This is a genomic window from Coleofasciculus sp. E2-BRE-01, from assembly GCF_040221695.1.
GTDB lineage: Bacteria > Cyanobacteriota > Cyanobacteriia > Cyanobacteriales > Coleofasciculaceae > Coleofasciculus.
Map to the genome: position 1 here is coordinate 1 of NZ_JAVKEA010000200.1, position 16,670 is coordinate 16,670.

At 44.9% G+C, this 16,670-nt stretch carries 13 protein-coding genes, 2 tRNA genes and 1 pseudogene; 10 read left to right on the plus strand and 6 right to left on the minus strand.

What is annotated here, in order from left to right:
• Positions 1 to 179: 179 nt before the first annotated feature.
• On the minus strand, positions 180 to 3,269 hold the full coding sequence (locus tag RIG66_RS25280; RefSeq protein WP_446381520.1) for a UPF0182 family protein: 3,090 nt from the start codon (positions 3,267 to 3,269) through the stop codon (positions 180 to 182).
• Between the two features lie 314 nt (positions 3,270 to 3,583).
• Between RIG66_RS25280 and RIG66_RS25285 the strand changes: the two genes are divergently transcribed.
• The 7 genes from RIG66_RS25285 to RIG66_RS25315 all read left to right on the plus strand — a co-directional run bounded on the left by RIG66_RS25285 (position 3,584) and on the right by RIG66_RS25315 (position 12,105).
• Positions 3,584 to 4,015, plus strand: a complete 432-nt coding sequence (locus tag RIG66_RS25285) for an N-acetyltransferase family protein (RefSeq protein WP_446381522.1) — start codon at positions 3,584 to 3,586, stop codon at positions 4,013 to 4,015.
• Between the two features lie 535 nt (positions 4,016 to 4,550).
• A complete protein-coding gene (locus RIG66_RS25290; RefSeq protein WP_446381524.1) occupies positions 4,551 to 6,311 on the plus strand; it encodes a Cas10/Cmr2 second palm domain-containing protein in 1,761 nt (586 codons plus the stop codon).
• Positions 6,296 to 7,381, plus strand: a complete 1,086-nt coding sequence (locus tag RIG66_RS25295) for a type III-B CRISPR module-associated Cmr3 family protein (protein WP_446381526.1) — start codon at positions 6,296 to 6,298, stop codon at positions 7,379 to 7,381. The genes RIG66_RS25290 and RIG66_RS25295 overlap by 16 nt, the downstream gene beginning before the upstream one ends.
• The gene (cmr4, locus tag RIG66_RS25300; RefSeq protein WP_446381528.1) at positions 7,381 to 8,217 is read left to right on the plus strand and encodes a type III-B CRISPR module RAMP protein Cmr4; all 837 of its coding nucleotides are present in this window, start codon (positions 7,381 to 7,383) and stop codon (positions 8,215 to 8,217) included. The genes RIG66_RS25295 and cmr4 overlap by 1 nt, the downstream gene beginning before the upstream one ends.
• Positions 8,218 to 8,219: 2 nt before the next feature.
• A complete protein-coding gene (locus RIG66_RS25305) occupies positions 8,220 to 8,666 on the plus strand; it encodes a hypothetical protein (RefSeq protein ID WP_446381530.1) in 447 nt (148 codons plus the stop codon).
• A complete protein-coding gene (locus tag RIG66_RS25310) occupies positions 8,659 to 10,440 on the plus strand; it encodes a hypothetical protein (RefSeq protein WP_446381531.1) in 1,782 nt (593 codons plus the stop codon). Before RIG66_RS25305 ends, RIG66_RS25310 begins: the two co-directional genes overlap by 8 nt.
• A 51-nt stretch (positions 10,441 to 10,491) precedes the next feature.
• Complete coding sequence (locus RIG66_RS25315; protein ID WP_446381533.1) at positions 10,492 to 12,105, plus strand: hypothetical protein; 1,614 nt, start codon at positions 10,492 to 10,494, stop codon at positions 12,103 to 12,105.
• 99 nt (positions 12,106 to 12,204) lie between these two features.
• On the opposite strand, the gene RIG66_RS25320 is transcribed toward RIG66_RS25315, so the two are convergent.
• Complete coding sequence (locus RIG66_RS25320; protein WP_446381535.1) at positions 12,205 to 13,380, minus strand: helix-turn-helix transcriptional regulator; 1,176 nt, start codon at positions 13,378 to 13,380, stop codon at positions 12,205 to 12,207.
• Between the two features lie 277 nt (positions 13,381 to 13,657).
• Between RIG66_RS25320 and RIG66_RS25325 the strand changes: the two genes are divergently transcribed.
• The 3 genes and pseudogenes from RIG66_RS25325 to cas2 all read left to right on the plus strand — a co-directional run bounded on the left by RIG66_RS25325 (position 13,658) and on the right by cas2 (position 15,326).
• A complete protein-coding gene (locus RIG66_RS25325) occupies positions 13,658 to 14,011 on the plus strand; it encodes an excalibur calcium-binding domain-containing protein (protein WP_446381537.1) in 354 nt (117 codons plus the stop codon).
• Between the two features lie 124 nt (positions 14,012 to 14,135).
• Positions 14,136 to 15,041, plus strand: a pseudogene (cas1, locus tag RIG66_RS25330) (CRISPR-associated endonuclease Cas1); the annotation flags it as partial.
• A 3-nt stretch (positions 15,042 to 15,044) separates the two neighbouring features.
• A complete protein-coding gene (gene cas2, locus RIG66_RS25335) occupies positions 15,045 to 15,326 on the plus strand; it encodes a CRISPR-associated endonuclease Cas2 (RefSeq protein ID WP_446381539.1) in 282 nt (93 codons plus the stop codon).
• Between the two features lie 417 nt (positions 15,327 to 15,743).
• On the opposite strand, the gene RIG66_RS25340 is transcribed toward cas2, so the two are convergent.
• From RIG66_RS25340 to RIG66_RS25355, 4 genes are all read right to left on the minus strand, one after another.
• On the minus strand, positions 15,744 to 15,953 hold the full coding sequence (locus RIG66_RS25340) for a hypothetical protein (protein WP_446381541.1): 210 nt from the start codon (positions 15,951 to 15,953) through the stop codon (positions 15,744 to 15,746).
• Positions 15,954 to 16,225: 272 nt separating this feature from the next.
• Positions 16,226 to 16,297 (minus strand) — tRNA-Thr (locus tag RIG66_RS25345).
• 54 nt (positions 16,298 to 16,351) lie between these two features.
• Positions 16,352 to 16,433 (minus strand) — tRNA-Tyr (locus tag RIG66_RS25350).
• A gap of 34 nt (positions 16,434 to 16,467) precedes the next feature.
• Entirely contained in the window at positions 16,468 to 16,620 is a 153-nt protein-coding gene (locus tag RIG66_RS25355) for a hypothetical protein (protein ID WP_446381543.1), read from the minus strand.
• Positions 16,621 to 16,670 lie beyond the last annotated feature (50 nt).

The window sequence follows — 16,670 nt, forward strand, 5'->3', positions numbered from 1 at the left end:
AGGAAGGAAAGTAGACCAGTAGACAAGGAAGCTTTTTCACGAAAAACAGGGCGTTTCGGCTTTTTACAGTTAGCTTGACAGAACAAAATTCTGTACGGTTTTCCTCCCTTGTCTTCTTGTCACCTTGTCCCCCTTGTCTTGTCCCAACCCTAAAATAAAAAACCTACACCTGTAAGGTGTCAACCCCCCCCTAACGGCACAGGGGGTTCCTCTAGGGGACGAATAATCGTGGGGGCGGGTTCTTGTTCAGGTTGCTGAAAGATTCCCTCCAGCGCCTTTTCTAAACTTTCCGCCATAACGATGCGATTTTCATAAACAACAATCACCCGCGCTAAAATAGGCAAGCTATTGCGTTCGGCTTCCAGGTAAAGCGGTTCGACATACAGTAAGGATTGCTCAATCGGAATCACTAACAGATTCCCCTGAATCGCCCGTGAACCTTGACGATTCCACAGTGAAATTTGCTGAGAAATTACCGGATCTTGATTAATTAAGGCTTCAATTTGTTCGGGTCCGTAAATCAGTTCTTGTTTGGGAAACTGATATAAAAATAATTTGCCATAATTCTCACCATCTGAACGCCCTGCCAACCAAGCAATTAAATTATTACGTGCCTGAGGTGTAAAGGGATGGAGGAGAATGAACTCCTCATTCGTAGCCGTTGGCAATTTCATAATCAGGTAGTACGGTTCCAGAGGTTGCAACTCCCTGCCGTAAATCTCCTGGGGAATCCGCCACTGGTCTTCCCGATTGTAAAATACTTGGGGGTCAGTCATGTGATAGGTGAGCAACCGTTCCGACTGAACACTGAAGATATCAACCGGATAGCGAATATGACGTCGCAGTGCCGGAGGCATAGCATCTAATGGTTGGAATAGCGTGGGAAAAATCTTTGTCCAGGTTTGAATAATTGGATCGTCGGGGTCGGCAACATAGAATGTAATAGTACCGTCATAGGCATCAATGACGACTTTAACCGAATTGCGGATATAGTTAAATTCATTATCACCAGGGTCAGAATAGGGATAATGTTCGCTGGTGGTGTAGGCGTCAACAATCCAGTAAAGATAGGTTTGATCCGTTTCTACTTCCCCACCCTGAGGGTTAACACTGACAATATACGGATCGCGATCATAACGTAAGAACGGCGCGATCGCCCGAATCCGTTGGTTAATGTTGCGACGGAATAATACCTTGGTTTCCGGCGTAAAGTTGTCCGTAAACAGCATCTTCCAATCTTTGAGATACTCGGCAAACAACAGCCTGCGCCATAGTGAACTAATCTGAACACCCCCATTGCCATCGTAGGTGTTGTAAACATTATCCTCACCACTGGGATAATCGAATTCCCGCACTTTAGTGGGAGTCATCACATAATTTTCCGTGAGTTGTCCGTAGTAAATTCGTGGCGCACCAATCGGAATACTTTCGCGAATCAGTTGGCTAGACGTGGATAAATCTCCACCAACACCGAGATCAGCACCGGTGCCAATATCTTTAACAAAATAGTTGGGCAATCCACCACTCCCCACCCGATTCACGGGACTCATCGTAAAGCCATAGCCGTGGGTATAAACTAAGTGTTGGTTAACCCAGGTTTGGGCTTGTTCGGGAACCGATTCGTAGGATAATTCCCTCGGTGCAATAATCACCTGTTGCTTTTCAATCGTGAAACCGGGTGTGGGTACGGTTAGGGAAATCTCTGTGTCTTCTGCTTCTAGTTCATCGACTTCTTCTCCCGCAAAGGAAGGGGGAACACCCGTCACTTCTAACGGTAGTCTGTAGCGATCAATATCAGCATCTGGAAATTCGTAGTAGAGACGGATACGTTGTAGCTGACGATTAGTTTGCAGGATGGGACGAGCATCCCAGAGGCGGATATTGCGAATCGTTAAAATATTTTCATCTAAATCAGCACTGGTGAGTTCGCCTTCGGGGTTAAAGATTTCCACATTAATACTATCCAGATCAAACGCCGCTCGACTCAGAGCGATACTGCGTTCAATATAGGGGCGTTCCCGTTCCAATTCATTCGGCTGCACGCCAAACCGTTGCACCGTAGCCGGGATTAGCCAGCCTGCGATCGCGACCATCATCACATACAATCCCAGTAGGGAGAGTGTTCCCTTGCCACTCCTGTGCAGCGACTTAAACCCGATTATCGGTCTTAGGAGTAAAAATAAAGCAATCCCTAGGGCGAAAACACTTAACCCGGTATTAATCGGTAACTGGGCCTTAACATCGGTATAACTAGCCCCATAGGTAACGCCACGAGTGGAATACAGCAGTTCATAGCGCGATAGCCAATAATGGAACGCTACCGTCGCCATCGCCAATGAACCCAATCCATGTAAATGATAAAGTTGATGATCAGAAAATCCGGGAAACCGCCCATGAGACAGGCTATTTCCAGATACCAAATAGGTTAAGGTTACGGCGACTAAACCAAACAGACACAGCCCCCCCAGCCAAAAGTTTAATAGTTGCCACACCGGAAGTTTAAAGACATAGAAACTAATATCCGTGCCAAATAAAGGGTCATTCGCGTTAAAGGCGGTTGGCTGGAAATATTGCAAAATCCTTCCCCATTGTCCGAATACCACTAAGGCAAAAACTACTGGAAAAGCAACAGCCATCGCCGTTAACCAGAATTGGGAATTAACGACCAATGCGATGACAATGATGACTAAAACAATGAGTTGTATTATCTGTACCAGCAGCCGTAGCAATACATCGTGTATGGAACTCCAATCAAAAGGAGTTGGTAGGGGTGGGGTGACACTGGGTAAATTAAAATCAGGTTGCCAAACGGAGATAGCCACTTCGCCGTAATGGAGTAGCATTATCCCCACGAGTACGTCGAGGCAGAGTACGATTGGCAAGAGTAATCCTAACCTCAGCGCTAACGCTCCCTTTATCAGGTTGACGGGTGTAGAGTCTTGTGTAGGAGTCTTTGGTAGGGTTGGATTGAGTTGAGTAGTCCCCGGAGGTATCCTCGTGGCGTTGCCAACCTCCTTGGCGATAGTGGCGGGATACTTCAGCCGATTGGCGAGAAACAAATTACTGAGTAAAAATCCAGCGGATAAGCAGCCAACAAACGCCCACAAACCTAGCTGAGTCCGTAAGCGTAACCAGAATGCTGACAAATAGTCAAGCTCAATGAACCATAAAATTTCTGCAACCAGGTGAGCCAGCAAATCCCAGGCTAGCCACAACCCCAGAAGTAGGATGATAACTTTAAAAATGTGGTTCCCGAAGCGTTTAAACATATTGCTACAGAGCAGCGATAATATAAGTTATAGTAGTCGCCATCAAGCTGAGGACGAATGGCACTGACTTAAGCTGGGTCTGTAGTCGGCACGAAGCGTGCCAGCAGCGAAGACAGCACTGAATACAAACTCTACAGTTAGTATTATTCAGCTTAGGACAGGTTGAATGGCTCTCGCAACCACGTACCAGTAATCAACCTTTGTCAATAAGCTCTCATCTTTTCAAGGCTTGAAGGGGGAAATGCTTTGCCTGCCAAGCTTTTGAGCTGCTTGTCACCCCTTCAGGTTCCAGCTACAAATGGTTAGCAAACAAAATGATGATAATACGAAAAGCTACAGAAGCTGACATTCCTAACATCATAGCAATTGATCATATTGCAGTTGAAGAGGATGATCGAAAACAGCATATAAAAAAATGGGTGCTAGAGGGGAATACGGTAATTGCATTAGATGATGCCGATTTAATTGGTTACGCTGTGCTTGAATACACTTTCTTCTTCCAGGGATTTATCGCAATGTTGATGGTGAAACCGTCAAATCGAAGAAAAGGTGTTGGTACATCTCTAATCTCGCATTTAGAAAGAAATTGTAAAACAAGCAAGTTATTTACTTCAACGAATGAGTCCAATAAACCAATGCAAGAACTAATGGTGAAAATGGAATATCAACCGAGTGGGACTGTATATAATCTTGATGAAGGTGACCCAGAATTATTTTATTTCAAACTCCTTAAAAATGACTGCTAACAAATTTCTGAAGCCGAGGGCATTTAGGCCGCCGGTATCACCTAAAAATTTGTTTAACACGTAGTCCGTGGTAGCGTCAATACCTTGCTAGCCCCCTTACAAGGGTATGTATCATTCCAATAGGATATCCGAGATCGGATAGCGATGGAGCATGATTTTGACATCATGATACAGCAGAATCTTGTGGCAAACGGTACAACTACCATAAGTTTTGCTCAACTGTCAAGAAAAAGCCACTATTAATTCTATTGAGTCAAAAATAGCTAAAACCCTACCTGTCACAGGGATTCAATCTGGAGAAGAAAAATATTTTCAGTAACTTGTAATATCTAGCGTCATACAGGGAACACTTGCTAGAGTAAAGTCTAGACAGCAAAACAGAAAGGAAAACACCTCTGTATTCCGAGCAAATGGGCAAGCCAGAAATTAGGGATTGGTTTACAAGTCCCCTGTAAAAAGTCCTCCCACAAAAGCCGTGGGTGGCGTAACCAAGCGAAATGGTATCTACTGAGTTGCCTAAATACCCATAAGTCTTATGTCTGAATACACCGCCGCCAGCTTTGCCCCTGTACAAGGATTTATCGAAAAATCCCGCAAACTTCGAGATTTGTATGGATCTTCGCTAATCTTATCCTTTTTGAGTTTTAAACTGGTGCAAAAGGCAGAATGCTTAGGACTCACGGTAATTTCCCCAGGATTGCCCAATGTGGCGAAGGGAATGCCGAATCGGATTCTAGTTCGAGGGAAATTTGACCGCAATCTTGTCCAAAATACTCTCCTAAAAGAATGGCAGACTATTCTAAAGATTTGCCGAGTGTGGATAGAAGATAACTTGGGTATCCCCAAAAACCAGTATTGTTGGTCACAAACTCAAGGAAAAACAGGACAAAGCAAAGGGGAATGGGAACGCTGGGAAAGTTACACTTGGGAAGTCTTTTGGGGATATGGGGACTCGGTTCAAGCCGCCATGGATGACTTGGAAACTCGCAAACTGAGGCGGGATTGGATTGCCATAAACTGGGTGGGCGAGAGTTCCAGTTTAACCGGAACCGATGCGATCGCGTGGCATCAGTTGGGTAAGCTAGACTCTAATCTTGGTCGTTTACTCAGCCAATCGGAACAAGAAGAGATGGAACTATTTTATCGTCGCTTGTCGTGGCTTTTGGATAACCCCGATGAACGAGTCGGACAACCAAGTTTGTCTCTGGAAGAGTTGAGAAAAAAGCAATCTCCACCTGATCAGAATCGCCAATATTTTGAGCAAATTGGCAGGTATGTTGCGCCGAATGAACGCCTGAGTATTCCGGAACTGGTTAAGCGTTTAGTTACCTACGACGTGATTGCTGATCACATTGGTATCGATAGACTCAAAGCCAAAGATGATGACCCAGAATTTAAAGATATTATCCGGGAACCGGGATATTGGACTGCTTGGTTTATGGGGGATGGTGATAAAGTTGGGGATAAGTTGAAAGTCCTGGCGAGTCGCCATGATCATGATCCCCAGCAGCGAGACAAGGAACTCAAACATTTTACCGATTTAATTCGGAAATGGGGACAGGAGTTTCAGAGAAAGCCAGACTTATTTTCCCAGGGAAAAGGACGGGTCATCTATGCGGGTGGGGATGACTTCCTCGGCGTATTGTACAGTAACGAAACCCAATCATCAGAAACACCGGAGAAGCTAAAACCGATAGAGGCGTTGCAGTGGTTATTAGCCTTAGAATCCCACTGGGAAAACCAGCAACAGCAGATTAAACAAGACCTAAATCTGGATTTTACCTATAGTGTTGGCTTTGTTTGGGCAGGACATCAAGTTCCCCAACGGGATATTTTACAGCATTGTCGAGACGCTGAAAAACGGGCAAAGAATCAAGGACGCGATCGCGTGACGATTCGGGTGGTTTTTAATAGTGGTCAATCTGTGCAGTGGACTTGTCCCTGGGATTATCTGCATGTCTTAACCAACTATCGCGATCGCGATGGCAAGACCTGGAGTCAGGAACCGAATTGGGGTCATATTTACAGCGATTGGGCGCAGCTAAAAGCCCGTCATGCTATTCCCTTAAATGATAAATTCGGTAACGCTGATGACTCTATTGCCCTGGCTATCTTTGATTTATATTTTCGCGATCGCTCTCCCCGAACTGACCCAAAAAAACCGATTAACAAAGACTACCTCACCGATAGCGATAACTCTAAACATATTATTGGGCAGGATGCTTTAGAAGCAGATTTTATTCAATGGATTGATGGCTTAATTAATATTGGTTGGCAGTTATGTTCAAATTCTTAATTACAATTCAGCCTTTGGGCTTGATGTACGGCAGTTCTGGGGCATTTCTTTCACCGGAAAACTTAGTCGGGCGATCCGGAAGAAAGTTTCCGCCAGATGCAGCCACATTATCCGGTCTTTTCTTCAGTACCAATAAATCGATAGGCTTGGTGGAGCATAAAGAACTTCGAGAGAACTTAGTTATCGCCGGACCCTTTTGGGCAAATATAGATCAAGTCGATGATTTTTATGTTCCCCTCCCCCATCATAAGCTAATTGGTAAAACTACGTCTGATGAATGGCAAATTGTTGACCATCAATGGCGTCTCAAGTCCCAAGCCAGAAGCGATGAGATTGAGCCAGACGCGATAGAGTCGAGTGAATCCGATTATCACTGGCTCAGATTAGACTATTGGGATGATGAACCCGAACTTATTCAACAGGATGCTAAAGGAGATTCGCCTGCCGTTGCTGAGAATTCCTGGAACTATGTTTCTATCTTACACCCTCGTCTGAAAAAAGATGAGCGACATGTTTTAGGCGAAGATGGATTATTTCTGGAAACAGCAGTTCAGATGAAGGAAGATACCTGCTTAGTTTACCTTTCGACCTATGAATTACCCAAGGGTTGGTATCAATTTGGCGGCGAAAGTCATATTGTCGAAGTCAATAGTATAGAATTAACTCCAGAAACTCCAATCCAACAACGATTGCAACAGCCAATCAAAAAAGCATTTGCTTTAATTACCCCTGGGGTTTGGGGTTCAAAAGACCTATCCTATCGATATCCTAAGTATAAAGACTTTGCCCGTGACTACAACAAAATAAAGCTACTGACTGAAAAAGCCGTTCCCTACCGCTATCGAATTGGTTATGGAGAGCAGAAAAAAGAATCCTTTAAAACCCGCGCTCCCGGTCGTTTATCTCGTGGGCGTTATGCCGTACCAGCGGGTAGCGTTTATGTGCTTCCGGAACCCTTAAATAAGACATGGTGGGATTTTCCTACAGCCTGGTTTCCGGAAAAAGGGTTGTTGAAAAAGTTTGGTGTTAGTTTGTGTTTGCCGATTAATATTGAAGGAGTAAATGGTTAATGTACAAGAAAGCTTATGGTGTGATCGAAACCCTTGCCCCATTGCATGTGGGCGCAACAGCGGGTGAAGAAAGTGGGAATTTAAACCTAATTTTTAAGGATCAGTTTACGCAAACGGGGATTATTCCCGGTAGTTCGATTCGGGGACGATTGCGCTCCCAAATGCGACAGTCTCATGATGAAGCGGAAGCTAGCTATTGGTATGGACATGAAGCCGAATCAGAGTTATCAGAAAAGACAACCGAATCAGTCGTAAAATTTGAATATGCCTCAATTTTATGGTTACCTGTGTTTTGTCCAGGACAGCCGATAGTCTGGGTAAGTTGTCCGAAGTTGTTGAAGCGATATAAACGGATAGCTGGAAATCTTTCAAACTTACCTGACCCAGAACGTCTGAAATATAAAGGCTCACAGACCTTGACGCCCCTGAATATCAATGGGGAGAATAAATTATTTTTCAATTTTGGGTTTCTTACCGTTGAAGGAACGGAAAATTTATCAGCTTGGTTTCCTCTGGGTAACGAACTCCCATCCGTTGTCGTCGGTGATGATGAAATTGGCATGATTCACGATATGGCGTTGTATCGACAAAGTAGAGTGGCGTTGGAAAAAAATCAAAAACGGGTAAAAGGTAAGGCGTTTTTTAATACGGAAGCTTTACCAGAAGGGACGTTTATGGTATTTCCGATTGCGATTAAACAGTTAAATCCCCGTGAACCCAATGGTGAACCCAAATCCTGGCAACCCTTTGGCAAAAGCCACCAAGGGGACGTCTATCTTGGTGGATTAGAATCCATTGGCTTTGGTCACTGCGAAATCACCGTAAAGGGGGTATAAATATGGCTTTTGAAGCTTATAAATTAGATAAAATTGCCCACGATTTAGTGTTTGAGCATTGCGATAAAGGCGCTCATAGCCAAGTCTATAAGATGCGAACAACCGCCTCCTATGGACTGGAGCGATTTTGGGGAGAACAATTGCGACTGTATGATAAGCAAAAAGATATTTACTACCCTACAGCCGCCAGTAACTATTGGGCAGAGACTTGGCAACGGTTTTGTGAAATTCTCTCCCCTGCGGGGATTGAACTGCCTTCAGAGAAACTTGAACCCACGGATAAAGACGCCATCAAACGCATTACCGATTATCTCTGGGCTTTTGATCAAAAGCAGCGAAAAGTAGCCTTAGCGGTACTCATTCAACTGTGTGATTGCATGGTTTGGTGGTCACAACGGTATAAGCCCTTAAAACCAGACAATGATTCTCAGGAGAAGAAGGATGACTGATTCCGATGCTAATCATGTTCCGCTAATGTTCCAGGCACAAATTCCTGATCGCGGTAAAATTCAATATGCGGGTAATGTTAAACCTGCATCAAAATGGGTAGATCAATGGTTGCGAGGGTGTCCCCCATCACCTGCACAAGTTGACAAAACGATTCCAATTTGGAAACGTCGCCCCGTTCAACCCACCGTTAAATTACCCGAATTTGGTGACTCGGTAGAAACCCAAGACTATAAAATTCGCTGGCGGTTGATTACCAATAGTGGTCAAGATGAAGACGTAATTCGTCCGATAATTGGGGCGAAGGGATTACCCTTTTTCTCCGGTTCTAGCATGAAAGGGGCATTCCGTCGTGCTTGCTTAACCGATGCTGAACGCGATCGCTATTGTGGTGGTGAGGAGATTACTCCCCAAGGGGAAACCAAAACCGTTCCCGGTATCCTGCGTTTTCACGGCGGCTATCCGGTGGATATGACATCCTGGGCAAAGCGCGATCGCTTGGTTGATGTGGTTCACGGTCAACAACCCTATCAAGTGATAGATAGTGGTGCGAATCATAGCGCCAATGTGCAAATTTCCCTGTACCAATCCCAATTAAGGTTTGGGATTTCTAGTGTAGAACCCCTGAGTCAACAGGATTGGCAGCAGATTTGGCAGATTTGGGAACGGGCGCTATCCTATGGGATTGGGTCACGGGTGAGTGCTGGTTATGGCTATGTGGATAAAGTGAACCCAAATGGTTCAATTGTCCCCCTTAGCACTTCAGATCGCCGGATTCTCGTGGCTGAGTTGAAAGGAGAGGGACTCGCCTCTCAACTGCTGAATAAAGTCGGCGAGTTTCGCCCCAATATGTTCAAAGCCGTGTTGCGCGGACACACTCTACGCCTCTTAGCCGGGATAACGAATGAAACTGTGGCGCAAGCCTTAACCCAAAGGATTTGGGGAGGGATTGATGGGGATGCAACGGTGGGGAAGGTGGGGATTTTGTTTACCGTAGATGAAGGGAATCTACAGCCAGGAGAACATGTCTATAGACCTAATCGTAAGCCCATCTCCATGCCCACCTATACCCTCAAACAAGGCAGGTTAGAACTCTTGGCATACGGCGACATTTCCCCACAACTGCGGAAATTCCTGCGCTATCTGCTGCGCTTCTCCATGCTACTGGGCGGTTTTGGCAAATCCTGGCGACGGATTCACCACGGACTATTTTATCCTAGTTATTTCCAAAGAGGGGATAAGCCGATGATTGGGTGTCATTGGGAATTTTTACCCGGATCAAAAAAGCTATGGGTATTTAACAATGTGCCTAATCTGGCTTTAGTGACTCGCTTTTTAGAGGAAACCCGACAGAGTGCGATCGCGTGGCTGGAGTCAGCAGGCTATGAACCCCAAGGTTATGTGCAAGACTGGCGGGAAACTTGGCATCCGCATCGGGTTCAGGTTTGGGGACGTATTGCTAAAAATCAGCAGGATAGTCAAGCGGTTGAGTGGTTTCATCGGGCTTATTTTGCTCAACAGTCGATTAAAGATACCGAACTCACTGGATGGGCGGCTAAAAAAGGATTTGACAGTCAAGTGGGGCGAATTTGGCATCGCATGTATCCTCGGTATGTGAAGACGAGGGCGGGGGAATTGATTCGTCTTAAGGATGAATATATTGAGTTGCTGACGGTGTTTCCAGATGACTCAGAAGAAACAGAACAATTTTTGGAATTTTTGGATGAAACCAATGAATTCACCCCCCTTTGGGGAAGAAATCACGTAGGGACATAAGGCTTGCGTCCTTCCCCAAGCTTGCACTATAAATGAGGATCAATAACCATCATGAACATTTGGATTATTACAATAGGCAATAGTGATGTTCAACTCTGGACAAAAGACCATTGGACAAATCTGTACAGAACAGTTAGGAGTCAGTTAGGTGATCGTGGATTTACACCCACAGAGGGAACAGATGACCGCTTTTTAGTTCCTGGGAGAGTGATGGGTACAGTGTATGGTCAATCTCAGGCACAGGACTATTGGCATGACTTAGCCTTTCCCTTACTCGATAATTTTGTTGGGCTTGTTCAGCACGAAAACATAAAAATCGACCAAATTATTTTAATTTTGACCGACCAAGAAGTCGTATTTAGTCGATCACAACGGCGATCAACCCAGTCGGCTTACTGGCAAGACACCTGTACCTTGGAGCCAATTGTAGCAACCTATCTTAAAGACAAACTTCCTCAAGCCCAACTTAAATCCCTCTTACTGCAACCCCAATCCCCAACCGAAGGGTTAGATGATTGGGATAGTGTTCTGAAACTAATTCAGTCAGAATTAGCTCAACTTGACTTTCCTGATTCTGCAACAATTTATGTCAGTCACCAAGCCAGTACCCCAGCTATTTCTTCAGCCGTTCAATTTATGAGTCTCGCCCGATTTGGCAAACGGGTGCAATTTTTAGTCAGTAATGAATATAACCTAGAACGTCCGGCGAATGTTATTGGTAACTCCCAATATCTGCGGGGAATTCAAGTACAACAGGTGAAGGGATTAATTCAATCTGGGACTCCTGGTGCGGCGTTGCACTTGTTAGAATTCGCGGAACTTAAGGGAAGTTTAGAGGCGTCGGTAGTTGCTGAGTTGGAAAAACTGGTGGATTTTTTCAATCTGAATCGTTCCCTAACAGATAAGTCAAGTGAATTTGACGTTCAAGCAGCAACGGCGCGAATTGTTGATGGGATTGCCTTGATTGAACGATTATTTGAGCAAAAGAATTATCTGCCCGGAATTGCGCTATTGGCGGCGGCGCAAGAGACGTTTTTGCGGTGTGCGATTACCACGGAGATTAAGGGGCGTTCAGTTTCGTTATCGATTAATGGAACTCAGCAAAGTTTTCCGGCGGCGGATTTAATTCAATGGCTAAGGAGAGGGTTACAGTTTGTTTCTACGGATGACTTGAAGCACTATTGGTCTGTATCGGGTTCGAGTAAGGAAGCGGTTAATCAAACTATCAAGACGCTGAAACTAGAGACATTAAAGCAATTACAGTTTCCTATTGATGACAACCGATTCAAGCGTCAACCCAACCAAATCGGCAAAAATGAATTTATGCTCAAATGGCTGTGTCATCTCCGGTCAGATTTTCAGCCGTGGGAGTTATTGCAATGGTCATGTATCAAGAAAAATGAAGAAGAAGAATATGAAGATGATATCCGTAACAAATTGATGCATAATTTGCAAGGAGTCAAGCCGGAGGATGTGGTTAAGTATTTATTGGGTAATCAAAAGAGTCCTGATACATCGGTTATCCAGGTGTATCAGACCCAGATAAAACCGCAATTTATCGCAGCGATTCATCTATGGGGTTTGCCGTTTACTGAACCGAAGTTGGCGGAGAGGTTGCAAGGTCTGGCGGATGGGATTCGGATTCAATCAACTTATGATAAGTAATTTATTTTCTCTGGGCAAATTGTCAGTTATTTTCCCGATTAAATAGTTACTGAATTCGATGAACCGATTACTGGACTGGTGTTCTAGGGAGACTTCAGATCAACGATACCGTGCCGCAACTGCTTGTGCGGCTTGGCGATGCTTTTCCACTAAATCGGGTGGGGAGAGGACTTGAGCGCATCCCATATAACGGTAGACCCAGCGACTGAACTCGTGGAAGGAACGCGGGGGAAGCTTGATCATGTAATCGACGTGAATATATTCACCGTTGCTATCTTTCTTGGCACGAAGTTTTTGATGGGGGTGGCGACATTCACCTTCTAAAATAAAAGTGGTTACTGGGGGAAAAAATCTAACTTTCACCTCTTCTAATAATAACTTTCCCTGCCGTTCTAGTTGTTGGTCACAGGGAGTTCCCAGATAAATACCCCAGCCAGTGGTCATCAGCTTTTGCGCTTCCTTGAGACTTTCTCGCTGTTTTTGCTGTCCTCGTCCTGTTGGGTCAATATGATGGCAGTAGTCTTTAAACCGATCTAATCGTCCTACCTCTAGATGTTGGTTTTCTGAGTATTCGTAAAGCAGATACCAGGCAATGTCATGGTAAAACAGTTGTAAGGGATAAACCTGGATATAGCCCGTTCGCTGTCCATAGGGTTCCCGATGGCGGTAAAGTTCGACTAACTGACCTTTGGCGATCGCGACTTCTAATGCATCTAAGCAGTGAAATAAGGTGTGGCGGTTCTTGCCTTTGGCTTGCATTTGCTGGGGGTCAGTGTAGATTATCGGGCGATTCAGATAGGCACGCACCGGGTAAGAGAAGTCGCCGTTACTGTCTAAATCTAATCCCCGCAATCGCTTCTCTAGAATCTGATAAATTTCGCGGATTGTGGGATCGCCTTGGTAAACTGCTTGGGAATGTAGGGCGTTGAATGCTACTTTTAGTTCCTCCCAACTCATGACGCCAGTTCCCAGGTAATATCCCCAACGATACATTCGGCGGTCGAGAATGCCAAACTCTCGTAGGGTTTCTAAGTCTTTGCGGAGAGTGCCAATAGAGGGATAGTTGTCAGGGAAGGTGATACCGAGGGATTGGGCAAATTCCTGTTCCTTCTTTTGCAGAGGTTCTAAGGCATTGTGATGTTGACCCTTTTTGGGTCGGTCTAAAGGGTTGCAACAGCCGATGCCGGGGTGATTGATCAAGGTAGCGATTAGTAGCAAAATTCGCTCGAACGAGAGGCGATCGGCGTAGGGGTGGAGTTGAGGTTTCTTAGGCATAGCTATCTAAGATAATCCAACTCGATATTAACAGGCAAGAGAAAAGAAACTACTATTGAACCTAAAAAAATAGACTGACAAGGATTTTATAAGCGTTAATGTACGGGGATTTTGCTTGACATTGTAATCAAAGTTTGAATAGTGTCTTTTTGTGGTTTTTTCTGGGATTTGAAGTTAGGCTAATTTTTATCAATCGTAGAAATCAACAGGGAAACGCGATCCCGTACAGGTTTTTCATCTCTTAAACTAACCTTAAACCAATCTTCACATTAAGCTAATGACACCTTCAGTTATAACCACAGGATTAATTTTGGCACTGATCACCGTGCAGTGTCATTCACCAGGAAATCCACCAGTTTCTCCCACCGAAGAGGCAGTGAATCCTATGTCCCTATCTGAATCTCCAGTAACAAGTCAACAGGATAACGCTGTCGAATCACCATCACCAAAACCAACAGAAACAGTCAGCCCAAATGGAGAAGAAAATCTGCCGGGATGCGTGAATTGGAACTGCAATTGCAGTGACTTCACTACACAAAAGGAAGCCCAAAGGGTGCTGGACGAGTTCCCGGACGATCCTCATGGGTTGGATAAGAACAATGATGGAGTAGCTTGTGAGAGTTTGCCGTAATTGTTCATTGGTCATTTTTTAGTTTATCACTCAAACATCCTCCAGTAAAATTTGTTACTGCATTAATCATGTATATTTCACCTCGCGCAGCCAGAGTGCGTAATAGTCTGGTGTCTCTATTCATGCCCAAGTGCAATTACCTTTAACAGAACAGATTCTTTTATTCGGAAAGTCACAGGTGACAACTCAGGCAGTTCGAGCCTGTTTGTGGCGGGATATTCCCATCGCTTATTTGTCTCGCATGGGCTATTGTTATGGGCGACTGATGTCTATTGAACGGGGCTATCGCCAACTGGCTCATTATCAGCAGCAGTTGGTGATAGGTGAAAGGTTGACGGCAGCACGGGCAATTGTCATCGCTAAGCTTAGGAATTGTCGCATATTAATGCGGCGACAACGGCAGCACAATCGCTCGAAAAAACTAGAAAAGGTGTTGCAAAGTTTAGATTATTTGGCAAATCAAGCTAGTCAAGCGGATTCGATTGAACAGCTAATGGGGTTTGAAGGGGCAGGAGCAGCACAATATTTTGAGGTGTTTGGAGAGTGTTTGGCTAATTCAGAGTTTGTATTTACCCAGAGAACTCGCCGCCCTCCAGGGAATCCAGTTAATGCAATGCTAAGTTTTGGTTATCAAATTTTGTGGAATCATTTACTGGCACTAATTGAGCTTCAGGGGCTTGATCCCTATCAGGCATCTCTACATCAGGGGCATGAACGTCATGCGGCGTTGGCGTCGGATTTAATTGAAGAATTTCGCGCCCCTTTGGTTGATGCTTTAGTAATGTGGCTAGTTAATCGACATATCATCAATGAATTGCAAGATTTTTTCTATAAAGATGGGGGGTGTTATCTCAATGAATCTGGGCGTAAGAAGTTTCTCCATGCATTTGTACAGCGAATGGAGGAGGAAATTCAAGATGAGGCAGGGGGTAAGCACCCAAAATGGGACTTGCTTAATCAGCAAGTCAAAGCTTATAAGCAGTTTGTTTATAATCCTAGCCAGGGATATCACCCCTATCAAAATCGATAGAGAATGCTTTTGTATGTAGTAGCCTATGACATTCCTGATGACAAACGCCGGAAAAAGGTATCCGATTTATTGGAAGGGTATGGTCGGCGAGTGCAGTATTCGGTGTTTGAGTGCCAACTTTGTAGGTCGAAATTTGATGAATTGCGGTCTAGACTGCAAAAACGGGTCAAGTTATCGGAAGATAGCATTAGATTTTATCCTTTGTCGCGGCACACTCTGGGGCAGGTAGAAACGTGGGGTATTGGTTCACCTGTCCCAAAGCCAACTGGAAGTACAATTATTTAATTTGGCGAAGGTCAGGTAAAATGCCGGAAAATCCTATTGTTTCGTTCTGAACCTCGCTGCCTTGTCCTGTAAGGGTTTGAGCAATTTTCGCGGCAAGATTTTTGGGATTTTGGCAAGTGTTGGCGCTGAACCTCGCTAACCGCCTCTGGAATTCAGGCAGGGCAAGGGGTTAAAATCGAGGGGTCCCCACTCGCTGGGGAAATCAGTTGAATGGAAACACTGTTTCTTGTACTCATCCCAGGCTGGGGTATAGGTCCCCACTCGCTGGGGAAATCAGTTGAATGGAAACTGAGTCCAGAGGTGTAAGCTCTACGTTTGTCGTCTAGTCCCCACTCGCTGGGGAAATCAGTTGAATGGAAACCTGTTTGGATGTAGAATAGGTCGCCGCCAATGTCCTGTCCCCACTCGCTGGGGAAATCAGTTCAAACTGGAAGCATAAGTTGTCCGTTTTCTTTGGCTGTAACCCTCATTCCCTCGTAGGAGGGAGGGAGAGCGACAATCGGACTTGGGTAGAACCATAAAGTGTCCCGCCAGTTGTAAAAATCTGATGTAGCCATAAGTGTATTGACTACAAGGTTTTTGGAGTTCAACCCTTTCAATCAGAGTGCGATCGCGTTGAGGAGCCATCAGGTGAACAAACCCAAAAGATAGTAACTCGAATCGATCCAGGCAAACTATTCACAACGATGAACTTGCAGCTTCTGATTGAGTCGTTGTTGAATTTGGTCTAACCACACCGGAACCACAGGCTGACCTGCCTTTAACAATGCGATCGCTTCTTCCCAGTCAAGTTCTACTAATACGATGACATTTAATTTGTCAAGACGAGACTAATCTGACAACGATTACAAATAATTAGTCAATCTACAGCCTTGGAGCCTTCTGCTTCTTGAGCAAAAAGCCCGTGACGAGGATTGAACTCGTGACCTCACCCTTACCAAGGGTGTGCTCTACCACTGAGCTACACGGGCTTATGTAATGGACGTTTTTAATACACATACCCTCTAAAAATTAGAGTCATGTGATGGGCCGAGTTGGATTTGAACCAACGTAGGCAAAGCCAGCGGATTTACAGTCCGCCCCCATTAACCACTCGGGCATCGACCCATTTCGTTCACAGTTATTAATACTAGCACAACTTTTAATTTGTGTTCAACTTTATTTTTCCGACTTCCCCATCTCCCCCATCTCCCTCATCTTCCCCATCTCCCTCATCTCCCTCATCTCCCCCATCTCCCCCATCTCCCCCATCTGCCCATCTGCCCATCTGCCCCGTATCGCTATTTTGTATCAAAAATAACAATTCCTCAGATAAGCTCGCTCTAATATCACAGCTTAACCTTG